Source organism: Shinella curvata (assembly GCF_022899935.1).
In the GTDB taxonomy this organism is placed as follows: Bacteria; Pseudomonadota; Alphaproteobacteria; order Rhizobiales; family Rhizobiaceae; genus Shinella; species Shinella curvata.
Map to the genome: position 1 here is coordinate 75,906 of NZ_JALJCJ010000011.1, position 20,221 is coordinate 96,126.

At 62.5% G+C, this 20,221-nt stretch carries 16 protein-coding genes; 13 read left to right on the forward strand and 3 right to left on the reverse strand.

Annotated features, from left to right (window positions below; genetic code table 11):
- The 5 genes from MUU55_RS28010 to MUU55_RS28030 all read left to right on the forward strand — a co-directional run bounded on the left by MUU55_RS28010 (position 1) and on the right by MUU55_RS28030 (position 5,045).
- On the forward strand, positions 1 to 1,071 hold the full coding sequence (locus MUU55_RS28010; RefSeq protein ID WP_244764060.1) for an ABC transporter ATP-binding protein: 1,071 nt from the start codon (positions 1 to 3) through the stop codon (positions 1,069 to 1,071).
- A gap of 2 nt (positions 1,072 to 1,073) precedes the next feature.
- Positions 1,074 to 1,940, forward strand: a complete 867-nt coding sequence (locus MUU55_RS28015) for a carbohydrate ABC transporter permease (protein WP_244764061.1) — start codon at positions 1,074 to 1,076, stop codon at positions 1,938 to 1,940.
- A gap of 11 nt (positions 1,941 to 1,951) precedes the next feature.
- The gene (locus MUU55_RS28020) at positions 1,952 to 2,827 is read left to right on the forward strand and encodes a carbohydrate ABC transporter permease (protein ID WP_244764062.1); all 876 of its coding nucleotides are present in this window, start codon (positions 1,952 to 1,954) and stop codon (positions 2,825 to 2,827) included.
- Complete coding sequence (locus tag MUU55_RS28025) at positions 2,827 to 3,249, forward strand: DUF2160 domain-containing protein (protein WP_244764063.1); 423 nt, start codon at positions 2,827 to 2,829, stop codon at positions 3,247 to 3,249. The genes MUU55_RS28020 and MUU55_RS28025 overlap by 1 nt, the downstream gene beginning before the upstream one ends.
- 74 nt (positions 3,250 to 3,323) lie before the next feature.
- Positions 3,324 to 5,045: an ABC transporter substrate-binding protein gene (locus MUU55_RS28030; RefSeq protein ID WP_244764064.1), complete on the forward strand. Its 1,722-nt coding sequence runs from the start codon at positions 3,324 to 3,326 to the stop codon at positions 5,043 to 5,045.
- Positions 5,046 to 5,135: 90 nt separating this feature from the next.
- On the opposite strand, the gene MUU55_RS28035 is transcribed toward MUU55_RS28030, so the two are convergent.
- Positions 5,136 to 5,765, reverse strand: coding sequence for a TetR/AcrR family transcriptional regulator (locus tag MUU55_RS28035; protein ID WP_244764065.1), 630 nt, complete (start codon positions 5,763 to 5,765; stop codon positions 5,136 to 5,138).
- Positions 5,766 to 5,855: 90 nt separating this feature from the next.
- Here MUU55_RS28035 and MUU55_RS28040 point away from each other — a divergent pair, with 90 nt between their 5' ends.
- The 8 genes from MUU55_RS28040 (at position 5,856) to clpB (ending at position 17,014) form a co-directional block, all read left to right on the forward strand.
- Positions 5,856 to 6,827, forward strand: coding sequence for an oxidoreductase (locus tag MUU55_RS28040; RefSeq protein WP_280519160.1), 972 nt, complete (start codon positions 5,856 to 5,858; stop codon positions 6,825 to 6,827).
- Positions 6,824 to 7,390, forward strand: coding sequence for a class I SAM-dependent methyltransferase (locus MUU55_RS28045; protein ID WP_244764067.1), 567 nt, complete (start codon positions 6,824 to 6,826; stop codon positions 7,388 to 7,390). The genes MUU55_RS28040 and MUU55_RS28045 overlap by 4 nt, the downstream gene beginning before the upstream one ends.
- Positions 7,391 to 7,531: 141 nt before the next feature.
- Positions 7,532 to 8,806 (forward strand): aspartate kinase, encoded by a 1,275-nt coding sequence (locus tag MUU55_RS28050; protein WP_244764068.1) that lies wholly within the window; start codon positions 7,532 to 7,534, stop codon positions 8,804 to 8,806.
- Positions 8,807 to 8,892: 86 nt separating this feature from the next.
- A complete protein-coding gene (gene ptsP, locus MUU55_RS28055; RefSeq protein ID WP_244764069.1) occupies positions 8,893 to 11,160 on the forward strand; it encodes a phosphoenolpyruvate--protein phosphotransferase in 2,268 nt (755 codons plus the stop codon).
- Between the two features lie 22 nt (positions 11,161 to 11,182).
- Positions 11,183 to 12,265, forward strand: coding sequence for a peptide chain release factor 1 (gene prfA, locus MUU55_RS28060; RefSeq protein ID WP_244764070.1), 1,083 nt, complete (start codon positions 11,183 to 11,185; stop codon positions 12,263 to 12,265).
- On the forward strand, positions 12,262 to 13,134 hold the full coding sequence (gene prmC / locus MUU55_RS28065; RefSeq protein WP_244764071.1) for a peptide chain release factor N(5)-glutamine methyltransferase: 873 nt from the start codon (positions 12,262 to 12,264) through the stop codon (positions 13,132 to 13,134). Before prfA ends, prmC begins: the two co-directional genes overlap by 4 nt.
- A gap of 330 nt (positions 13,135 to 13,464) precedes the next feature.
- Positions 13,465 to 14,154, forward strand: coding sequence for a DUF4167 domain-containing protein (locus MUU55_RS28070; RefSeq protein WP_244764072.1), 690 nt, complete (start codon positions 13,465 to 13,467; stop codon positions 14,152 to 14,154).
- Positions 14,155 to 14,407: 253 nt separating this feature from the next.
- Positions 14,408 to 17,014, forward strand: a complete 2,607-nt coding sequence (clpB, locus tag MUU55_RS28075; protein ID WP_244764073.1) for an ATP-dependent chaperone ClpB — start codon at positions 14,408 to 14,410, stop codon at positions 17,012 to 17,014.
- 66 nt (positions 17,015 to 17,080) lie between these two features.
- Here clpB and MUU55_RS28080 read toward each other — a convergent pair whose 3' ends face one another.
- A complete protein-coding gene (locus MUU55_RS28080) occupies positions 17,081 to 17,782 on the reverse strand; it encodes a hypothetical protein (protein WP_244764074.1) in 702 nt (233 codons plus the stop codon).
- A 143-nt stretch (positions 17,783 to 17,925) separates the two neighbouring features.
- Positions 17,926 to 19,884, reverse strand: coding sequence for a M23 family metallopeptidase (locus tag MUU55_RS28085; RefSeq protein WP_244764075.1), 1,959 nt, complete (start codon positions 19,882 to 19,884; stop codon positions 17,926 to 17,928).
- Positions 19,885 to 20,221: the final 337 nt, after the last annotated feature.

The window sequence follows — 20,221 nt, forward strand, 5'->3', positions numbered from 1 at the left end:
ATGGCACGCATCACCCTCGACCACATCCGCCACGCCTACGGCGAAAAGCCGAAATCGGAGGCGGACTATTCGCTGAAGGAAGTCCACCACGAGTGGAACGACGGCGGCGCCTATGCGCTGCTCGGGCCTTCCGGTTGCGGCAAGACCACGCTGCTCAACATCATCTCGGGCCTGCTACAGCCGTCCGAGGGACGCATCCTGTTCGACGGCAAGGACGTCACGTACCTGTCGACGCAGCAGCGCAACATCGCGCAGGTCTTCCAGTTCCCGGTCATCTACGACACGATGACGGTTTACGACAATCTGGCCTTTCCGTTGCGCAACCGCGGCGTCGCCGAACCGGAAGTCGATCGCCGTGTGCGCGAAATCCTGGAGATGATCGATCTTGCCGGCTGGGCGAAGAAGACGGCGCGCGGCCTGACCGCCGACCAGAAGCAGAAGATCTCGCTCGGCCGCGGCCTCGTGCGCAACGACGTGAACGCCATCCTGTTCGACGAGCCGCTGACCGTCATCGACCCCCATATGAAATGGGTATTGCGGTCGCAGCTGAAGAAGCTGCACCGCCAGTTCGGCTTCACCATGGTCTATGTCACGCACGACCAGACCGAGGCGCTCACCTTCGCCGACAAGGTCGTCGTCATGTATGACGGCCAGATCGTGCAGATCGGCACGCCGGCCGAGCTTTTCGAAAAGCCGAAGCACACCTTCGTCGGCTACTTCATTGGCTCGCCGGGCATGAACGTGCTGCCGGCAGCCATCGACGGCAGCAGCGTGACGGTCGGCGGTGAGACGCTGACGCTCGACTACAGGCCCGCCGTTTCGGCCGGAGCCAAGACGGAACTGGGCATCCGCCCGGAATTCATCGCGCTGTCGCATGAGGGCATGCCGGTCTCGATCAGCAAGGTGGAGGACATCGGCCGCCAGAAGATCGTGCGCGCCGAATTCGCCGGCAAGCCGATCGCCATCGTCGTGCCCGAGGACGGCGAGATCCCGGCCGAGCCGCGCATCACCTTCGATCCCGCTGCCATCAACATCTACGCCGATAGCTGGCGTGTCGGCAGGGAGGGCTGACGATGAACAAGACCTGGAACAACAAGGCCTGGTTCATGGTCCTGCCCGTCCTGCTGCTCGTCGCCTTCTCGGCGGTGATCCCGCTGATGACGGTGGTGAACTATTCGGTTCAGGACACGTTCGGCAACAACCAATTCTTCTGGAACGGCGTCAGCTGGTTCTCCGACGTTCTGGAATCCGACCGCTTCTGGCAGGCGCTCGGCCGTACCCTGTTGTTCTCCGGCATCATTCTCACGATCCAGATTCCGCTCGGCATCCTGATCGCGCTCAACATGCCGAAAAAAGGTCTCGGCGTGCCGGTTTGCCTCGTCCTGATGGCGTTGCCGCTCCTCATTCCGTGGAACGTCGTCGGCACGATCTGGCAGGTCTTCGGCCGCGTCGATATCGGCCTGCTCGGCCGTACACTCGATGCGCTCGGCATCAGCTACAACTATGTCAACAACGTCTTCGACGCCTGGATGACGCTGATCGTCATGGACGTCTGGCACTGGACGAGCCTCGTGGTGCTCTTGTGCTATGCCGGTCTCGTCTCGATCCCGGAAGCCTACTATCAGGCCGCCAAGATCGACGGCGCGTCGCGCTGGGCGGTGTTCCGTTACATCCAGCTGCCGAAGATGAAGCGCGTGCTGCTGATCGCCTTCCTGCTGCGCTTCATGGACAGCTTCATGATCTATACCGAGCCCTTCGTCGTCACCGGCGGCGGTCCGGGCAACTCGACCACGTTCCTGTCGATCGACCTCGTCAAGATGGCGATCGGCCAATTCGACCTCGGCCCGGCCGCGGCGATGTCCATCATCTACTTCCTGATCATCCTGCTGCTGTCGTGGATCTTCTACACGGTCATGACCAGCAGCGACGAACAGGCGTGAGGGAGGAAACCATGACCTCACAGGCAACCACCGCAAACACCCTTCAGTCGAGCGTCGCGAGCAATGCCAAGGCCGCGGCCAACAGCAAGCGCAGTCTCTCCTGGCTCGTGCCGGCGCTCTACATCCTCTTTTTGATGTTGCCGATCTACTGGCTCGTCAACATGAGCTTCAAGACGAACGCGGAGATCACCGGGGCCTTCTCGCTTTGGCCGGTCAACCCGACTCTTCGCAACTATACGGTGATCTTCACCGATCCGGCCTGGTATTCGGGTTACATCAACTCGATCATCTATGTGGTGCTGAACACGGTGATCTCGGTCTCCGTGGCGCTGCCGGCAGCCTATGCCTTCTCGCGTTACCGCTTCCTCGGCGACAAGCATCTGTTCTTCTGGCTGCTCACCAATCGCATGGCGCCGCCCGCCGTCTTCGCGCTGCCGTTCTTCCAGCTCTATTCGGCCTTCGGCCTGATCGACACGCACATCGCCGTCGCCATCGCGCATTGCCTGTTCAACGTGCCGCTCGCCGTGTGGATTCTCGAGGGCTTCATGTCCGGCGTGCCGAAGGAGATAGACGAGACCGCCTATATCGACGGCTACTCGTTCCCGAAATTCTTCGCCAAGATCTTCGTGCCGCTGATCGCATCGGGCATCGGCGTGGCCGCCTTCTTCTGCTTCATGTTCTCCTGGGTCGAACTCCTGATCGCCCGCACGCTGACGACGACGGATGCCAAGCCGATCGCCGCAACGATGACGCGTACCGTCTCGGCCTCGGGCATGGACTGGGGTGTGCTGGCCGCGGCCGGTGTGCTGACGATCATTCCCGGCGCGCTCGTGATCTACTTCGTCCGTAACTACATCGCCAAGGGCTTCGCCCTGGGGAGGGTCTGATGACTGCTGCCGTCGCCAACCGCACCAATCGCTGGCCTGTGGCACTCGCCGCGGTGCTTGCCGTCTATGTCGCCATTGCCGGACTTCTCGTCGTGGCGCTGCCGCTGAAGGATGGTGAGCGCGACTGGTTTGCACCGCTCATCCCGGGCGGCTGGATGGCCTGGTCGTTTCCGACCGCGATGTTCTTCCTGACGATCTTCACGCTGATCGCGCTGATGGCGGTCTGGGAATATGCCCGGCCGGGCGGCAATCCGCGTGTCGGCATTCTGCGCTTCGAGACGACACGCGGCGACCGGCTCTTCGTGTCGCTGCTCGGCTCGGCGTTCATTCATCTCGCATGGCTGGGCCTTGTCGGTCCCAACCTGTGGTGGGCTCTTGCCTTGTCCGTGGTCTACGCCATCGGCGTGTTCCGTTTCGTGTGAGGCAAAGGAAATGGAGGCCCGGGGAGATTGGGGCCTTCGCAGATGCAATCGCAAAACCCTAAGGGAGGATCAAAATGCGAAAGCAACTTCTGACGACGACGGCAGTCCTGCTGCTGGCGTTTACCGGTTCCGCGTTCGCGGACATGGATGCCGCCAAGAAGTTCCTGGATGCGGAAATCGGCGACTTGTCCTCGCTCGACCGCGCCGGCCAGGAAGCCGAAATGCAGTGGTTCATCGATGCCGCCAAGCCGTTCGCCGGCATGGAAATCAAGGTCGTCTCCGAAACGATCACCACGCATGAATACGAATCGAAGGTGCTCGCGCCGGCCTTCACCGCCATCACCGGCATCAAGATCACCCATGACCTGATCGGCGAGGGCGACGTCGTCGAAAAGCTGCAGACCCAGATGCAGTCGGGCGAAAACGTCTATGACGCCTATGTAAACGATAGCGATCTGATCGGCACGCATTGGCGCTACCAGCAGGCCCGTTCGCTCACCAAGTGGATGGCCAATGAAGGCAAGGACGTCACCAACCCGAACCTCGACCTCAATGACTTCATCGGCCTGAAGTTCACGACGGCTCCGGACGGCGACCTGTACCAGCTGCCCGACCAGCAGTTCGCGAACCTCTACTGGTTCCGCTACGACTGGTTCAACGACGAGAAGAACAAGGCGGACTTCAAGGCGAAGTACGGCTACGATCTCGGCGTTCCCGTCAACTGGTCCGCTTATGAGGACATCGCCGAGTTCTTCACCGGTCGTGAAATCGATGGCAAGAAAGTCTATGGCCACATGGACTACGGCAAGAAGGACCCGTCGCTCGGCTGGCGCTTCACCGATGCGTGGCTCTCGATGGCCGGCAACGGCGACAGGGGCCTGCCGAACGGTCTGCCGGTCGACGAATGGGGCATCAAGGTCAACGAAAAGTCCCAGCCGGTCGGCTCCTGCGTCGCGCGCGGCGGTGACACCAACGGCCCGGCTTCGGTCTATGCCATCCAGAAGTATCTCGACTGGCTGAAGGCCTATGCACCGGCAGCCGCCGCCGGCATGACCTTCTCGGAATCCGGCCCGGTTCCCTCGCAGGGCGAGATCGCCCAGCAGATGTTCACCTATACGGCGTTCACCGCCGACTTCGTGAAGGACGGCCTGCCTGTCGTCAACGCGGACGGCACGCCGAAGTGGCGCTTCGCACCGAGCCCGCATGGCGTCTACTGGAAGGACGGCATGAAGCTCGGTTACCAGGACGTGGGTTCCTGGACGCTGCTGAAGTCCACCCCGGACGACCGCGCCAAGGCCGCATGGCTTTATGCGCAGTTCGTCGTCTCCAAGACGGTTGACGTCAAGAAGAGCCATACCGGCCTGACGCTCATCCGCGAATCCTCGATCGCCCATCCGTCGTTTACGGAGCGGGCACCGAAGCTCGGTGGTCTGATTGAGTTCTATCGTTCGCCGGCCCGCGTGCAGTGGTCGCCGACTGGTACGAACATCCCGGACTATCCGAAGCTCGCCCAGCTGTGGTGGCAGGCGATCGGCGATGCGTCGTCGGGTGCCAAGTCTGCACAGGAAGCGATGGACTCGCTGTGCGCCGAGCAGGAAAAGGTACTGGAGCGTCTCGAGCGGGCCGGCGTCCAGGGCGATATCGGCCCGAAGCTCGCCGAAGAGCACGACCTTGCCTACTGGAACAAGGATGCCGTCGAAAAGGGCAACCTCGCGCCACAGCTCAAGATCGAGAACGAGAAGGAAAAGCCGCAGACCGTCAACTATGACGAACTCGTCAAAAGCTGGCAGAAGTAAGTGATACGGGGACGGGCGCCCGCCGCCCGTCCCCGCCGATGTTCGATCCCCTTTGCCCGCGTGCCCAGAGGTGCGCGGGCTTTTTTAATGTCAGCCCAGCTTCTTGATCCAGAGCGCATCGATGATGGCGGGGAAAAGGCTGTCCAGCATGTCGTCGTCGCTGCCGCAGTCGGCGATGCGGGCGAGTTTCTTGTCGAGCGTCAGATGGGCAAAGCCATGTGCGGTCGACCAGATACCGATCAGTATGGCCTCACCCTCGGCGTCGAGTTCGCTCTGTTCGGACTGGCCGCGGATGGCGAGCACGGTTTTTTCCAGGGCATCCCAGGCCTGCCCGGTCGCCTCTTCCAGCGAGAGCTGTTCCCTCAGGAGAAGATCGTGGCGGAACATCAGGTGGAAGCGGCCGGGGAAATCGAGGGCGAAGCGCACATAGGCGACGCCTTGCGCCTTGAGGCGGTCGGCTGGTGAGCCGATTTCGCCCGCGGCTATGAGCCTGCGGGCGAGCTCCCGGTAGCCAAGGGCCGCGATCTCCGTCAGCAGGCCGGGCGAGCCCCCGAAATGATGGGAGGGGGCGGCCGGGGAAACGCCGGCGCGGCGCGCGGCTTCGCGCAGCGTGAACCCTTCGAGGCCCTTTTCGGCCAGGAGGTCGTCGGCGGCGCGGATCAGTGCATCGCGCAGGTCGCCGTGGTGGTAGCCGCGTTCGGCCGTTTTTTTCTCGTTCATCGCAAATCCCGCCAGAATGGCATCTTTACAGTGTAAAGATTATACGCTAGCAAATGTAAACACTGTTCAGATTTGCTGCGAGGTATCATAATGCTTGCCGTCAATGTGGCAACCACCGAAGGGGCGAGGCGGGCGCCATGGACACTGGCCCGGATGCCAGACCAGACGGGGCGCTTTGTCTTCGTCACCGGCGCCAACAGCGGCCTCGGCTTTCTGACGGCGCGGGAACTCGCGCGAAAAGGGGCCGCGGTTCTGATGACCGCCCGCGACGAGGGCAGGGGGCAGCGCGCGCTGGCTCGGCTCAAGGCCGAGCTTCCCGATGCGGCAGTCGAGCTTCGCCGGCTCGACCTGGCGGACCTCGACCACGTTGCCGCCTTCGCGGATGCGCTCAAGAACGAAGGCCGGCCGATCGATCTCCTGATCAACAATGCCGGCGTGATGATGCCACCGCGCGGGCTGACGCGGCAGGGCCATGAGACGCAGTTCGGCGTCAATCACCTCGCCCATTTTGCGCTGACACTGCGTGTTCTGCCCTTGCTCTCCATGCATGCAGGTGCACGCATCGTCACCGTCAGCTCCGAACTGCATCGGCGCGGAAGGATGCATTTCGAGGATATCACGGGTGAAAAAAGCTACGGCCGTCTCGCCTTCTATGCCCAGTCGAAGCTTGCCAACGCGCTCTTCGCACTGGAACTCGACCGTCGCCTCAAGGCCGCGAATCTCCCGGTAATCAGCGTTCTGGCCCATCCCGGCTACTCGGACACCAATCTCCAGACCAATGCGACGTCGGGTGTGCTGCGTCTCTTCATGCGCATCGGCAACCGGTTTCTGGCCCAGGATGCCGAGCAGGGCGTGCTGAACCAACTCTACGCCGCGACGGCAAAGGAGCTTCGTGGCGGCGAGTTCATCGGTCCCGACGGTTTTCGCGAAATGCGCGGTTCGCCTTCGCTGGTGCATCCGCTGCCGGCAGCGACCGACACGGCCTTGGCGGCCCGTCTCTGGAAACTTTCCGAAGACCTGACGCATACACGGTTTCCAGTGTTCGCGGAGCGCGCCATATGACCGCCTCGACGATGGATTCCTGCCAATTTTTCCGCGCCTGGATCCGCAATCCGTTTCGTGTTGCGTCCATCACACCGTCTGGCACGGCATTGTCCGATCTCATTGTGCGCGAGATCGGGCCGGAGACGGGAAGGGTGATCGAGCTTGGGCCGGGTACGGGCGTCTTCACCCGTGCCCTGCTGCGGCGAGGGGTCGCGGAGGAAAACATTGTCCTTGTGGAGCAGGGGCCGGAGTTTGCCGGTCTGCTGCGGCAACGTTTCCCGAAAGCCGCGATCGTCTGCACGGATGCGGCCAAGATCGCACGCTTCTGCGCCGAGCCGGCAGGTGCGGCCATCAGCGGGCTGCCGTTGCTTTCCATGCGGCCGGAGAAGGTTTTCGCCATTCTTGCCGGCACGTTCGCGCGCCTCGACGGGGATGCCGCGCTCTACCAGTTCACCTACGGGGCCAGATGTCCGGTGCCGCGGATTGTTCTCGACCGGCTCGATCTGAAAGCTGTCCGCATTGGCGGCACGCTGCGCAACGTTCCGCCCGCCTTCGTCTACCGCATCAGCCGCAAGCGCTAGGTTCGGCCGGGCGCCACCCTTTCGTTCGAACCGTACCGATTGGTACAGTTTGCGCATTGCACAGTGCGGGGTCTTCCGCTAAGAACCCCCGCGGTTTCTCCCGCGCGCTCGCGCGTACATCGAAAATAGCGGTAAACACACATGGCACGCATCGTGATGAAATTCGGCGGAACGTCCGTCGCTGACCTCGACCGTATCCACAATGTGGCCCGCCATGTGAAACGCGAGGTCGATGCCGGCCACGAGGTCGCCGTCGTCGTTTCGGCCATGTCCGGCAAGACGAACGAATTGGTCGCCTGGGTGCAGAACATGCCGAAGGTGACCGGCGCCAACTCGCCGTTCTATGACGCGCGCGAGTATGACGCGATTGTTGCCTCGGGCGAGCTCGTCACCGCCGGCCTTCTGGCGATCGCCCTCCAGTCGATGGGCGTCGATGCCCGCTCCTGGCAGGGCTGGCAGATCCCGATCCGCACCGACAACGCCCACGGCGCCGCCCGCATCCTCGAAATCGAGGGCTCGGACATCATCCGCCGCATGGGCCAGGGCCAGGTGGCGGTCGTCGCCGGCTTCCAGGGGCTGGGCCCTGACAATCGCGTCGCCACGCTTGGCCGCGGCGGTTCGGATACCTCTGCCGTCGCCATCGCCGCTGCTGTCAAGGCGGACCGTTGCGATATCTATACCGACGTCGATGGCGTCTACACGACCGACCCGCGCATCGAGCCGAAGGCCCGCCGCCTGAAGAAGATCGCCTTCGAGGAAATGCTCGAAATGGCCTCCCTCGGCGCCAAGGTCCTGCAGGTGCGCTCCGTTGAGCTTGCCATGGTGCACAAGGTACGCACCTTCGTGCGCTCGTCTTTCGAGGACCCCGATGCGCCGGGCATGGGCGATCTTCTGAACCCGCCCGGTACGCTGATTTGTGATGAGGATGAGATCGTGGAACAGGAAGTCGTAACCGGCATCGCCTATGCCAAGGATGAAGCGCAGATCTCGCTCCGCCGCGTCGCAGACCGGCCGGGCGTTTCGGCCGCGATCTTCGGCCCGCTGGCCGAAGCCCATATCAATGTCGACATGATCGTCCAGAACATTTCCGAGGACGGCTCCAAGACCGACATGACCTTCACGGTTCCCTTCGGCGACGTCGAGAAGGCGCTCAAGGTTCTAGAAGGTGCCAAGGAGCAGGTCGGTTTCGACGTGATCCAGCATGAGACGGGCCTGGTGAAGGTGTCGGTCATCGGCATCGGCATGCGCAGCCACGCCGGCGTGGCCGCTTCGGCCTTCCGGGCGCTCGCCGAGAAGGGCATCAACATCAAGGCGATCACCACTTCGGAAATCAAGATTTCCATCCTGATCGACGGTCCCTATGCGGAACTCGCCGTTCGGACTTTGCATTCCGTCTACGGTCTGGATAAGAAGTAATTACCAGCCGAGTCGGCGCCGATCCTGTGATCACCAGCGCTGGCAAGCGCCGGTGAGGTAACATCATTTTCGGGAGACGCCACGCGATGAGAGATCTCTCCGCGGGTCCGCGCGTTCTTCTCAAGCGGCTGCGCGAATTGATGGCGGAGCCGCTCGAGCCGCAGGAGCGCCTAGACCAGATCGTGCGCCAGATCGCGCAGAACATGGTCGCGGAAGTGTGTTCCGTCTACGTGCTGCGCTCCGATGGCGTTCTCGAGCTTTACGCGACCGAAGGTCTCAATCCCGGCGCCGTTCACCTGGCCCAGCTCAAGATGGGGCAGGGTCTCGTCGGTACGATCGCGGCCTCTGCCCGACCGCTGAACCTGTCGGATGCCCAGTCGCATCCTGCCTTCACCTATCTGCCGGAAACGGGCGAGGAGATCTACCACTCCTTCCTCGGCGTTCCTATCTTGCGCACCGGCAGGGCGCTTGGCGTGCTTGTCGTGCAGAACAGGGCGAGCCGCACCTACCGCGAGGACGAGGTAGAGGCGCTCGAAACGACGGCGATGGTGATTGCGGAAATGGTGGCGACCGGCGAGCTGAAGAAGCTCACCAAGCCCGGCCTGGAGCTGGACCTGTCGCGACCCGTCGCTATCGAGGGGGCGAGTTTCGGCGAGGGCATCGGCCTCGGCTATGTCGTGCTGCACGAGCCGCGCATCGTCGTCACCAACCTGCTCAACGAAGATTCCGAACATGAACTCGGCCGTCTCGCCGAGGCGTTGGGATCGCTGCGCATCTCCATCGACGACATGCTGTCGCGTCGCGACGTCTCCATGGAGGGCGAGCATCGCGAGGTCCTGGAGACCTATCGCATGTTCGCGCATGACCGCGGCTGGGTGAGGAAGCTCGAAGAAGCGATCCGCAACGGCCTGACGGCGGAAGCGGCGGTCGAGCGTGTGCAGAGTGAGACCAAGGCACGCATGATCCGCCTGACGGATCCGTATCTGCGCGAGCGCATGCATGATTTCGACGACCTGGCCAATCGCCTGCTGCGCCAGCTGACCGGCTACGGCGCAAAACTCTCGGCGAGCAATTTTCCGAACGATGCGATCGTCGTCGCACGCGCCATGGGCGCTGCCGAACTGCTTGACTATCCGCGCCAGAATGTGCGCGGCCTCGTGCTCGAGGAGGGGGCGGTCACCAGCCACGTGGTCATCGTTGCCCGCGCGATGGGCATCCCGGTCGTCGGGCAGGCGGCGGGCGCCGTGGCGCTCGCCGAAAACGGCGACGCCATCATCGTCGATGGCGAGGATGCGCGGGTGCATCTGCGCCCGCTTGGGGATCTCCAGCGGTCCTATGAGGAAAAGGTGCGTTTTCGCGCCCGTCGGCAGGAGCAATACCGCGCGCTGCGCGCCGTCGAACCCGTTACCCGGGACGGGCGCCACATCAATCTCCAGATGAATGCGGGCCTCCTTGTCGACCTGCCACATCTCAATGAATCCGGCGCCTCCGGCATCGGGCTTTTCCGCACCGAGCTTCAGTTCATGATCGCCTCGACCATGCCGAAGGCGGAGGAACAGGAGGCGTTCTATCGCAACGTGCTGAAGCAGGCGGGCGGTCGTCCCGTGACCTTCCGCACGCTGGATATCGGCGGCGACAAGGTCGTGCCCTATTTTCGCGCGGCGGAGGAGGAAAATCCGGCGCTCGGCTGGCGTGCCATCCGCCTGTCGCTCGACAGGCCCGGTCTACTTCGCACGCAATTGCGCGCCATGCTGCGCGCGGCGGCGGGCGCCGATCTCCGGCTCATGCTGCCAATGGTGACCGAGGTTTCGGAACTGAAGGAGGTCCGTGATCTCCTTCAGAAGGAAATCCAGCGCCAGTCGAAGATCGGCGAACAGTTGCCGAAGAAACTGCAGTTCGGCGCGATGCTCGAAGTCCCGGCCCTGCTCTGGCAGATGGACGAACTGATGGCCGAGGTGGATTTCGTCTCGGTCGGTTCGAACGATCTCTTCCAGTTCGCGATGGCCGTCGATCGCGGCAATGCGCGGGTTTCAGATCGCTTCGACACGCTCGGCCGCCCGTTCCTGCGTATTCTGCGTGATATCGTGCGCGCCGGCGAACGCAACGACACATCGGTGACGCTGTGCGGCGAGATGGCGAGCAAGCCGATTTCCGCCATGGCGCTGATGGGCATCGGCTTCCGTTCCGTCTCGATGTCGCCGGCCGCCATCGGTCCGGTCAAGTCGATGCTGCTGTCGCTCGATGCCGGCAAGCTCGAAGCGCTGCTGACGCCGGCGCTCGACGATATGAAGCCGACGGCCTCGATCCGGCAGATCCTCACCGACTTTGCGGCCGAAAACGGCATTCCGCTTTAAAAAGATGATTGGAGTTTGAACGGTGGCGAAGCTTCCCGTTGAAAAGATGCGCGAACTCGAACGCCGTTTCGGCGAGATCGAGGCGCGCATGTCGGCGGGCCCGGATTCGGAGACCTATGTGCGCCTCGCCTCGGAATACTCCGAGCTCCAGCCGGTGGTCGCGAAAATCCGCGAGTACCAGAAAGTCGATGGCGAGATCGCCGACCTTGATGCGCTGCTCAACGACAAGACGACCGATCGCGAGATGCGCGACCTCGCCGAAATGGAACTGCCGGACCTGAAGGAGCGCCTCGAAGGCCTCGAAAAGGAGATGCAGATCCTGCTTCTCCCCAAGGATGCGGCCGACGAGAAGAGCGCCATCCTCGAAATCCGCGCCGGCACGGGCGGTTCGGAAGCGGCCCTCTTTGCCGGCGATCTCTTCCGCATGTACGAACGCTACGCTGCCGCACACAACTGGAAGGTCGAGGTTCTCTCCTCCAGCGAGGGCGAGGCGGGGGGCTTCAAGGAAATCATCGCGACGATTACGGGTCGTGGCGTCTTCGCCAAGCTGAAATTCGAATCGGGCGTGCACCGCGTGCAGCGCGTGCCGGAGACGGAGGCGAGCGGGCGCATCCATACCTCGGCGGCGACGGTGGCCGTGCTGCCGGAGGCCGAGGAAATCGATATCGAAATCCGCCCTGAAGACATTCGCATCGATACGATGCGCTCCTCCGGTGCCGGCGGCCAGCACGTCAACACGACCGACTCGGCCGTGCGCATCACCCATCTGCCAACGGGCCTTGTCGTCACCAGTTCGGAAAAGTCCCAGCACCAGAACCGCGCCAAGGCCATGCAGGTCCTGCGCTCGCGGCTCTACGACATCGAGCGCCAGCGCGCCGACAGCGAGCGTTCCGCCGACCGCAAGAGCCAGGTCGGTTCGGGTGACCGGTCCGAGCGCATCCGCACCTACAATTTTCCGCAGGGCCGTGTGACAGACCACCGCATCAACCTGACGCTCTACAAGCTCGACCGCATGATGGTCGGCGAGATCGACGAGATCGTCGATGCGCTGGTGGCCGACTATCAGGCGGGCCAGCTCGCCCAGCTCGGTGAACAGGGCCGATGAGCGACGCGACGCTCGCCGAGGTTCTGGCTGCGGCGCGGCGTCAGCTGGCGGATGGTGGGATTGCGGATGCGGCGCAGGATGCGCGCGCCCTGGTGTCCGGCATCCTCAAGCTGTCCTCGACAGCGATCTTCACGGATGGTTCGCGTGTTCTCGGCGACACCGAACAGGCGGTCGTCGCCGCGGCCCTTGCCCGACGCGTGGCGCGCGAACCCGTTCATCGCATCCTCGGCCATCGTGCCTTTTCCCGGCTTGACCTTGCGCTTTCGCCCGAAACGCTGGAGCCGCGCCCGGACACGGAAGTGCTCGTCGATACGCTCGTGCCTTATGCGCAGAAATGTGTTGCCGAGACGGGGGGCTGTCGCATTCTCGATCTCGGTACGGGCACCGGCGCGATCTGTCTTGCGCTGCTCGATCTCGTGCCCGGTGCGACGGGCGTCGGTGCGGACCTGTCGGCGGGTGCCCTTGAAACCGCGACGCGCAACGCCGACATCAATGGTGTCGCCGACCGTTTCGAAGCGGTCGAGAGCGACTGGTTTGCAGCCGTGACCGGGGCCTTCGACATTATCGTGTCAAATCCGCCCTATATCGTGCGTTCCGTGGTCGGAACGCTGGACGCGGAAGTCCGGCTCTTTGATCCGATCCTGGCACTGGATGGCGGCGAAGACGGGCTTGATGCCTATCGCGCCATCGCCGCCGGTGCAGGCGATCATCTCAGGGAAAACGGCCTGGTGGCGTACGAAATCGGCTATGACCAGAAGGATGCGGTGACCGCGATCATGCGCGAAAAAGGTTTCGCGCGGGTCGAAGCGGTGATGGATCTTGGCGGCAACGACCGGGTGCTTGTCTTTGTAAAATCGCCGGTTTTCTGAAGTTTTGCTGCAGGTGCGCAGCAAATTCCGGGAGCCTGAAGAAAAGGCTTGGAATTGTGAAGGAAGCGGGCTAGGTTGCGGCCACGCACTGGGCAAGCGGTCATGACACAGAGATTCGTTCCTGCATGACCCCGATCGAGGATTGCTCTCTCGAAGAGTTGATAGGGTTGAAGACTGCCCTGTGCGGGTACCTGTTAATTTAACGTCTTACGGCGACAGGACCACCCACCGGCGTGGTTTGCCCGCGGGTAAGGATGCTTGATTTGGCATGGCCGGATCAAGCGTGCAGACACATGATCATCCAGACACGATACGTTAGGTGAGTGAAATATGAGGCCAGGACAGCAAAACAAGCGCGGCCGCGGGCGTAATAACAACAATAATAACAACAATAACAGCAATAACCACAACAACCACCGCAAGGGTGGCAATCCCCTGACGCGGACCTACGACAGCTCGGGTCCGGACGTGAAGATCAGGGGCACGGCCCAGCACATCGCCGAGAAGTATTCCACGCTTGCACGCGATGCCCAGAGCGCCGGCGACCGCGTCATGGCGGAAAACTATCTGCAGCACGCCGAGCACTACAACCGCATCATCGCGGCAGCGCAGGCGCAGATGCAGGAACGCTACCCGCGTGACGAGCGCGTCGACAATGTCGAGCGCAACGAGGACAACGACGGTTACGATCGCGATCAGGACGATGGCGATGCGGTACCCGCGGAAGAGCCGGCACCCGTTGCCGCGGCGCCTGTCGCCAAGCCCGCTCCGAAACCGGCGCCCAAGCCCGTCGTCGAGCAGCCCGTCATCGATGGTTCCGGCCCGCAGCCGGTCATCGACGGCACGCCGGCTGAAGTCGCGCTTGAGGAAGAAGCTGCGGCGCCCGCCGGCCGCGCACCGCGCCGCCGCAGCAATACGCCGCGTCCGCGCCGCCCGCGTCGCGGCGAAGGTCAGGCCGCCGGTGAGGACGGTGCATCGTCCGGCGACGATTCCCCGGCGCTTGAGCCTGCTTCGGAATAACGAAGCGCATTTCAGAACATCAGGAACCCGGCCCCGTGCCGGGTTCTTGCGTTTCGGCAGGTCGTTTTGAAAAATATGTTCTGCGGTTTGCGGCGATCCTTTAATTCGCAAAAGCCCTCCACCATATTCGCTTCAGGCGGTTGACCGGTCGCAAGGCTGGCGCGCCGCAAGCATGAAAGGCTCGCCTTGATGGGAGCCTATCTTCAAATCGTCGACCGGTGCCTGAAGGGCCGGTTGAGTCCTGGAGGCCTATATGAATATTGAAAAATACTCCGAACGCGTGCGTGGATTTCTGCAATCCGCCCAGACCAGAGCGCTGGCCGATGGCCACCCGCAGTTCACGCCCGAACATGTGCTGAAAGTGCTGCTCGACGACGAGCAGGGCATGGCCGCGTCGCTCATCGAGCGGGCCGGCGGCAATGCACGCGATGCGCGGATGGCCAATGACGCCGCCCTTGCCAAGCTGCCGAAAGTTTCCGGCGGCAACGGGCAGGTCTATCTCTCGCAGCCGCTCGCCAAGGTTTTCTCGACCGCCGAGGATGCCGCTAAGAAGGCGGGTGACAGTTTCGTCACGGTCGAACGTCTGCTGCTGGCACTGGCCATCGAAAAATCTGCCGCGACCGCCGATATCCTGGCAAAAGCCGGCGTCACTGCCGTCAAGCTCAACCAGGTGATCAACGACATCCGCAAGGGCCGCACCGCCGATACGGCGAGTGCCGAGCAGGGTTTCGATTCGCTGAAGAAGTTCGCTCGTGACCTGACCGCCGATGCGCGCGAGGGCCGCCTCGATCCCGTCATCGGGCGCGACGACGAAATCCGCCGCACGATCCAAGTTCTGTCGCGCCGCACCAAGAACAACCCGGTTCTGATCGGTGAGCCCGGCGTCGGCAAGACGGCGATCGCCGAAGGCCTTGCGTTGCGCATCGTCGATGGCGACGTGCCGGAAAGCCTGAAGGACAAGAAGCTGATGGCGCTCGACATGGGCGCGCTGATCGCCGGTGCGAAATATCGCGGTGAATTCGAAGAGCGCCTGAAATCCGTTCTTGCCGAGGTGCAGGCGGAAGACGGCGAGATCATCCTGTTCATCGACGAGATGCACACGCTGGTCGGGGCCGGCAAGGCGGATGGGGCAATGGATGCCTCCAACCTCCTGAAGCCTGCGCTTGCCCGCGGCGAGCTGCACTGCGTCGGCGCGACCACGCTCGATGAGTATCGCAAGCATGTCGAGAAGGACGCGGCCCTTGCCCGCCGGTTCCAGCCCGTCATGGTGGAAGAGCCGACCGTCGAAGACACGATCTCGATCCTGCGTGGCCTGAAGGAGAAGTACGAGCAGCACCACAAGGTCCGGATCTCCGATTCGGCTCTGGTTGCCGCCGCGACCCTTTCCAACCGCTACATCACGGATCGCTTCCTGCCGGACAAGGCGATCGACCTGATGGACGAAGCCGCTTCGCGACTGCGCATGCAGGTCGATTCCAAGCCGGAAGAACTCGACGAACTCGATCGCCGGATCATTCAGCTGAAGATTGAGCGCGAGGCCCTGAAGAAGGAAACCGACCGTTCTTCGCAGGATAGGCTCGAAAAGCTCGAAGTCGATCTGGCGGCGATCGAGGAGGAAGCCTCTGCGCTGACGGCCCGCTGGCAGGCGGAGAAGTCGAAGCTCGGCCGCGCCGCCGACTTGAAGCGCCAGCTCGATGAGTTGCGCAACGAACTCGCCATTGCCCAGCGCAAGGGTGAATTCCAGCGCGCAGGCGAGCTTGCCTATGGCATCATTCCCAAGCTCGAAAAGGAGCTGGAAGATGCGGAAGGCCGCGATGCCGAAGACGTCGATCCGATGGTGCAGGAGGTCGTGACGCCCGACAACATCGCCCACGTGGTCTCCCGCTGGACGGGCATTCCCGTGGACAAGATGCTGGAAGGCGAGCGCGACAAGCTGCTGCGCATGGAAGACGAGCTTGCCAAGTGGGTCGTCGGCCAGGGCGATGCCGTTCAGGCGGTGTCGCGCGCCGTTCGCCGTGCCCGCGCCGGCCTGCAGGATCCGAACCGGCCGATCGGCTCGTTCATCTTCCTCGGCCCGACCGGCGTCGGCAAGACGGAGCTGACCAAGGCTCTCGCCCGCTTCCTGTTTGACGACGAGACGGCGATCCAGCGCATGGACATGTCGGAATATATGGAGAAGCACTCCGTGGCCCGGCTGATCGGCGCGCCTCCCGGCTATGTCGGCTATGAGGAAGGCGGTGCGCTTACCGAATCCGTCCGCCGCCGACCCTATCAGGTCGTGCTGTTCGACGAGATCGAGAAGGCGCATCCGGATGTCTTCAACGTGCTCTTGCAGGTTCTCGACGACGGCCGCCTGACCGATGGCCAGGGCCGCACCGTCGATTTCCGCAACACGATGATCATCATGACGTCGAACCTCGGTGCGGAATATCTGACGGCGCTCGGCGAAAACGAGGACAGCGACACGGTTCGCGACCAGGTGATGGATGTCGTCAAGACGGCGTTCCGCCCGGAATTCCTGAACCGTGTCGACGAAATCATCCTGTTCCACCGCCTGAAGCGGTCGGAAATGGGCGCGATCGTCGATATCCAGCTGGCACGCCTGCGCAAGCTGCTGACCGATCGCAAGATCGTGCTCGATCTCGACGAGGAAGCCGTGCACTGGCTGGCCGAGAAGGGGTACGATCCGGTTTATGGTGCGCGTCCGCTGAAGCGGGCGATCCAGAAGCACCTGCAGGATCCTCTGGCGGAGAAGATTCTCTCCGGCGACATCCCGGATGGTTCGAACGTCAAGGTGACTGCCGGTTCCGACCGGCTGCTCTTCTCGCCGCGCAATGCCGCGGTGAACAAGGCGGCTTAAGTCAGCTCGAGGACAAGAAGAAGCGCGGGCCATGGCCCGCGCTTCTGTTCGGTCCAGGGGAAGGTATCACTTGGTCACGAATTTCAGCATTTGATTCGTGAACTTGCCGTAGGAATCCTTGAATTTGTTCAGCCAGTAGTTGAATTCCAGCGCCGGCACGTAATATTCGCCGAAATTGGGATCGAACGCGCTGACATAATCGCCGCTGGGCTTCAATGATCCGCCGCTGCCGGCAACAGGCCGGAAGAACCCGATCGTATGGGCACCGCCGGAAGCACCGACCACCGAACCTTTGAACCAGAAGGAATAGACGAAACCGGCAGCTTTCGGTGTCTTGATCTGAGTAAGGAGCTTCTTCTGATCGAAGGGCTCATAGGGTATGGTGAGATCGACTTCCTTCATGCCGCGGAGCGAGATCATCATGCCGTCCGCCATCGTGTAGGATTGGCCGCCTTCTGCCCAACGCTGGCTGAACACCTTCTGGAGCACCGGATTGCCGGCGCCCCGACGGGCAGAGAGTTTGTTCATACGCTTGGCAGCCGCGGCATCGGAGACAAGGCCCTTGTCCTCGAGCATGAAGCTGACCCATTCGATTGTAAAATTATGGCATGCGCCCATGGATGATGCTTTCGAATGCTCGCCGAGCGGCTGCATCACGCCGACCTGTGAAAATGCTGCAATCAATTTGTCTTGCATGGAAGCCCCCCGACAAATGACGATCGCCTCAAAAGCCATGATTGGATTTGACGATCTGCGGCGAACTTCCACCTTCGCGCAACAATTGTAAAGCCGGCTCGCGGGGCGGTTCGTACAATCCTTAAAACGCAGGAAATGCCGATCCGGCGGACCTTAGGCTCGGCTGGCAAAGGTCCGGCTGATCCGCATGCCCGGCGGTTTTGTCGATCAATTACTTAGTGGGTCTCCGCGACTTCCGTCGGGTCGTCGCCGCGGCCGAGCAGGTCGTCGATGCGCTTGCGTTCGGTCTCGAACTGGGCCAGCGCCTTGCCTTCCAGCGATTTGCCGCCGGGCAAGCGAATCTTCAGCGCATCCACTTTGTTGCCGTTGACGATCAATTCGTAGTGCAGGTGCGGTCCGGTCGAAAGACCGGTCGTGCCGACGAAGCCGATCACCTGGCCCTGGCGCACCTTCACGCCCGGCTTGATGCCCTTGGCGATGGCGCTTTGGTGGTTATAGGACGAAACATAGCCGTTGGCGTGGCGGATCAGCGTCTGGTTGCCGTAGCCGCCGGAATCCCAGCCGGCCTTCTCGACGACGCCGTTGCCCGCCGCGATGATCGGCGTGCCGCGCGGTGCGGCCCAGTCAACCCCTGTATGCATGCGCGAGAAACCGAGAATCGGATGACGGCGCATGCCGAAGCCGGAGCGGAAGGTGCCGTTGGGGACCGGGTTGCGCAGCAGGAACTGGCGAATGCTCTTTCCGTCTTCGTCGTAGTAGTCGATGCTATCGTCTTCCGCGTTCTGGAATCGATAGACCCGGGTTTCCGTGTCGCCGAACTTGGCATCGAGGAAGAGAATTTCGGATTCCTCCGTCGCCGTGCCGGCCTCGTCGGTGACCGAGAAGAAGGCCTCCAGCGAGTCCGTCGGGCGAAGCTGCGCCTGGAAATCCACGCTGCTCGCAAGCACACGAATGACCTCCGCCGTCATCTCCTGGCCCATGCCGTAGGAGAGCGCGGCGCGGTAGATTCCATCATAGACGCGCGGCAGGTCGCGGCCGGCGATGATGGTCGGCCGGCCGTCGTCGTCGAAGGCTGTGGCGACCGCATCGAGCACGGGCGGCTCGGCGCCGCTGACGAAACGGCCCTTGTCGTCGAGAGCGGCAGTCATGACATGGCGGCCGCGTGAATAGACGCTGGCGCGGACGATGCTCGCTTCCTTGCCCTGCTGCGAAATGCAGATACGCAGCACGTCGCCCTCGGCGAGCTGCTTGCTGCCGAGCTGACCTTCAAGATAGGCCGAGAGATCTTCGGCCTGCGCCTTTGTATAGCCGGCCGCCGTCATGAGCTCGTCGATGGCGGCTGCACGGCGCACCGGGATGACGTCGTCGGCATATTCCGTGTCGTCGGGAGTTGCCGTGTCGAAGCTCGAAACGCTCATATTCTCCTCGACCACGCGGGCCGTCAGGCCTTGCAGCAGGTCGAGGTCCGAACCTTCCGAAGCGAAACGCTGCGGATCGACATAGTAGAGCGAGGCGACCTGTGTGCTGCCGTCCGTCAGGACGGAACCGTTGGTGCGCACGTTCTCCTCGACCTCTTCGATCGACATCTGGTCGGCATAGTCGAGGGCCGAACCGCCGGTGGGGAACGCGTCCGTCTGCAGTGCCACTTCGGATTCGACGTCGGAACCGTAGATGGTGCCCATGCGCGAGGCGGGTGCAGCGTCCTTGCCATTGGTGGAGAAGATCGCGAGCGGATCGAAGCGTGGATAATCCTCGCTCGTCGCATGATTGGCGGCGAGCGCCATTTTCACATGCGCGAAAGGCTGTCGACGAACCACTTCTTTCTGGCCGTCATGGATCATGGTGGAGATTTCCATGATCTTCTTGTCTGCCGGCTTGGTGACGATGGCCGGTTCCAGCACGCGTTCGCCGCGCTTGGCTGTCTCGCCGGTCTTGCTGGTCTGGTTGGCGACGCCCAGCGCCGCATAGGCCTCGGCCGGGATGGCGAGCTGCTGGCGGCCATCGAGCGCGGCAAACAATGCGACACCCATAAGGATGGAAGAGGTGATGCCCGTCAGGAAGGTACCCGAAAGCCAGCGCAACGAAATCTCGCGACGATCGGGCGCCTTGCGCCCGTCGGCGAGGATCGGCGGTTCATTGCCGAGGGATCGGATCATGTTCCGGTCGGTGGTCATGCCGATTGCATTCGCCCTGTCTTGTCGGTTTCGCGCGGGAAGATGCACGCAGGCATGCCTGTGAGTCAAATCGCGCACTCTTGTCCTTCCTCTAGAGGCGCCGATTGTGAAATTCTGAGGGCAATTGGGGTCGATCTGCGAGGTTTGCACTGCGGAATCCCGGAAAACCGGGTAGTGCGGTGCGACAAATGAAAGGCAAACGCATTTTTCCGAAGATTTTTTCAAAAAAGTGTCACAACCCTGTTGACGCTGAAAATTGTTGGGCCTATAACCCGGCCATCGAACGAGAGCGGCGGCGCTTCTGGCGGCCGACGAACTCGCTCTAAGGTTTCCTGAT

Bases quoted from the DNA above. Each gene is read 5' to 3' on its own strand.
- MUU55_RS28020 (WP_244764062.1), top strand. From the start codon at position 1,952: ATGACCTCACAGGCAACCACCGCAAACACCCTTCAGTCGAGCGTCGCG.
- MUU55_RS28030 (WP_244764064.1), top strand. From the start codon at position 3,324: ATGCGAAAGCAACTTCTGACGACGACGGCAGTCCTGCTGCTGGCGTTT.
- MUU55_RS28045 (WP_244764067.1), top strand. From the start codon at position 6,824: ATGACCGCCTCGACGATGGATTCCTGCCAATTTTTCCGCGCCTGGATC.
- MUU55_RS28015 (WP_244764061.1), top strand. From the start codon at position 1,074: ATGAACAAGACCTGGAACAACAAGGCCTGGTTCATGGTCCTGCCCGTC.
- ptsP (WP_244764069.1), top strand. From the start codon at position 8,893: ATGAGAGATCTCTCCGCGGGTCCGCGCGTTCTTCTCAAGCGGCTGCGC.
- MUU55_RS28070 (WP_244764072.1), top strand. From the start codon at position 13,465: ATGAGGCCAGGACAGCAAAACAAGCGCGGCCGCGGGCGTAATAACAAC.
- MUU55_RS28010 (WP_244764060.1), top strand. From the start codon at position 1: ATGGCACGCATCACCCTCGACCACATCCGCCACGCCTACGGCGAAAAG.
- clpB (WP_244764073.1), top strand. From the start codon at position 14,408: ATGAATATTGAAAAATACTCCGAACGCGTGCGTGGATTTCTGCAATCC.
- MUU55_RS28050 (WP_244764068.1), top strand. From the start codon at position 7,532: ATGGCACGCATCGTGATGAAATTCGGCGGAACGTCCGTCGCTGACCTC.
- prmC (WP_244764071.1), top strand. From the start codon at position 12,262: ATGAGCGACGCGACGCTCGCCGAGGTTCTGGCTGCGGCGCGGCGTCAG.
- MUU55_RS28040 (WP_280519160.1), top strand. From the start codon at position 5,856: ATGCTTGCCGTCAATGTGGCAACCACCGAAGGGGCGAGGCGGGCGCCA.
- MUU55_RS28085 (WP_244764075.1), bottom strand. From the start codon at position 19,884: ATGACCACCGACCGGAACATGATCCGATCCCTCGGCAATGAACCGCCG.
- MUU55_RS28035 (WP_244764065.1), bottom strand. From the start codon at position 5,765: ATGAACGAGAAAAAAACGGCCGAACGCGGCTACCACCACGGCGACCTG.
- MUU55_RS28025 (WP_244764063.1), top strand. From the start codon at position 2,827: ATGACTGCTGCCGTCGCCAACCGCACCAATCGCTGGCCTGTGGCACTC.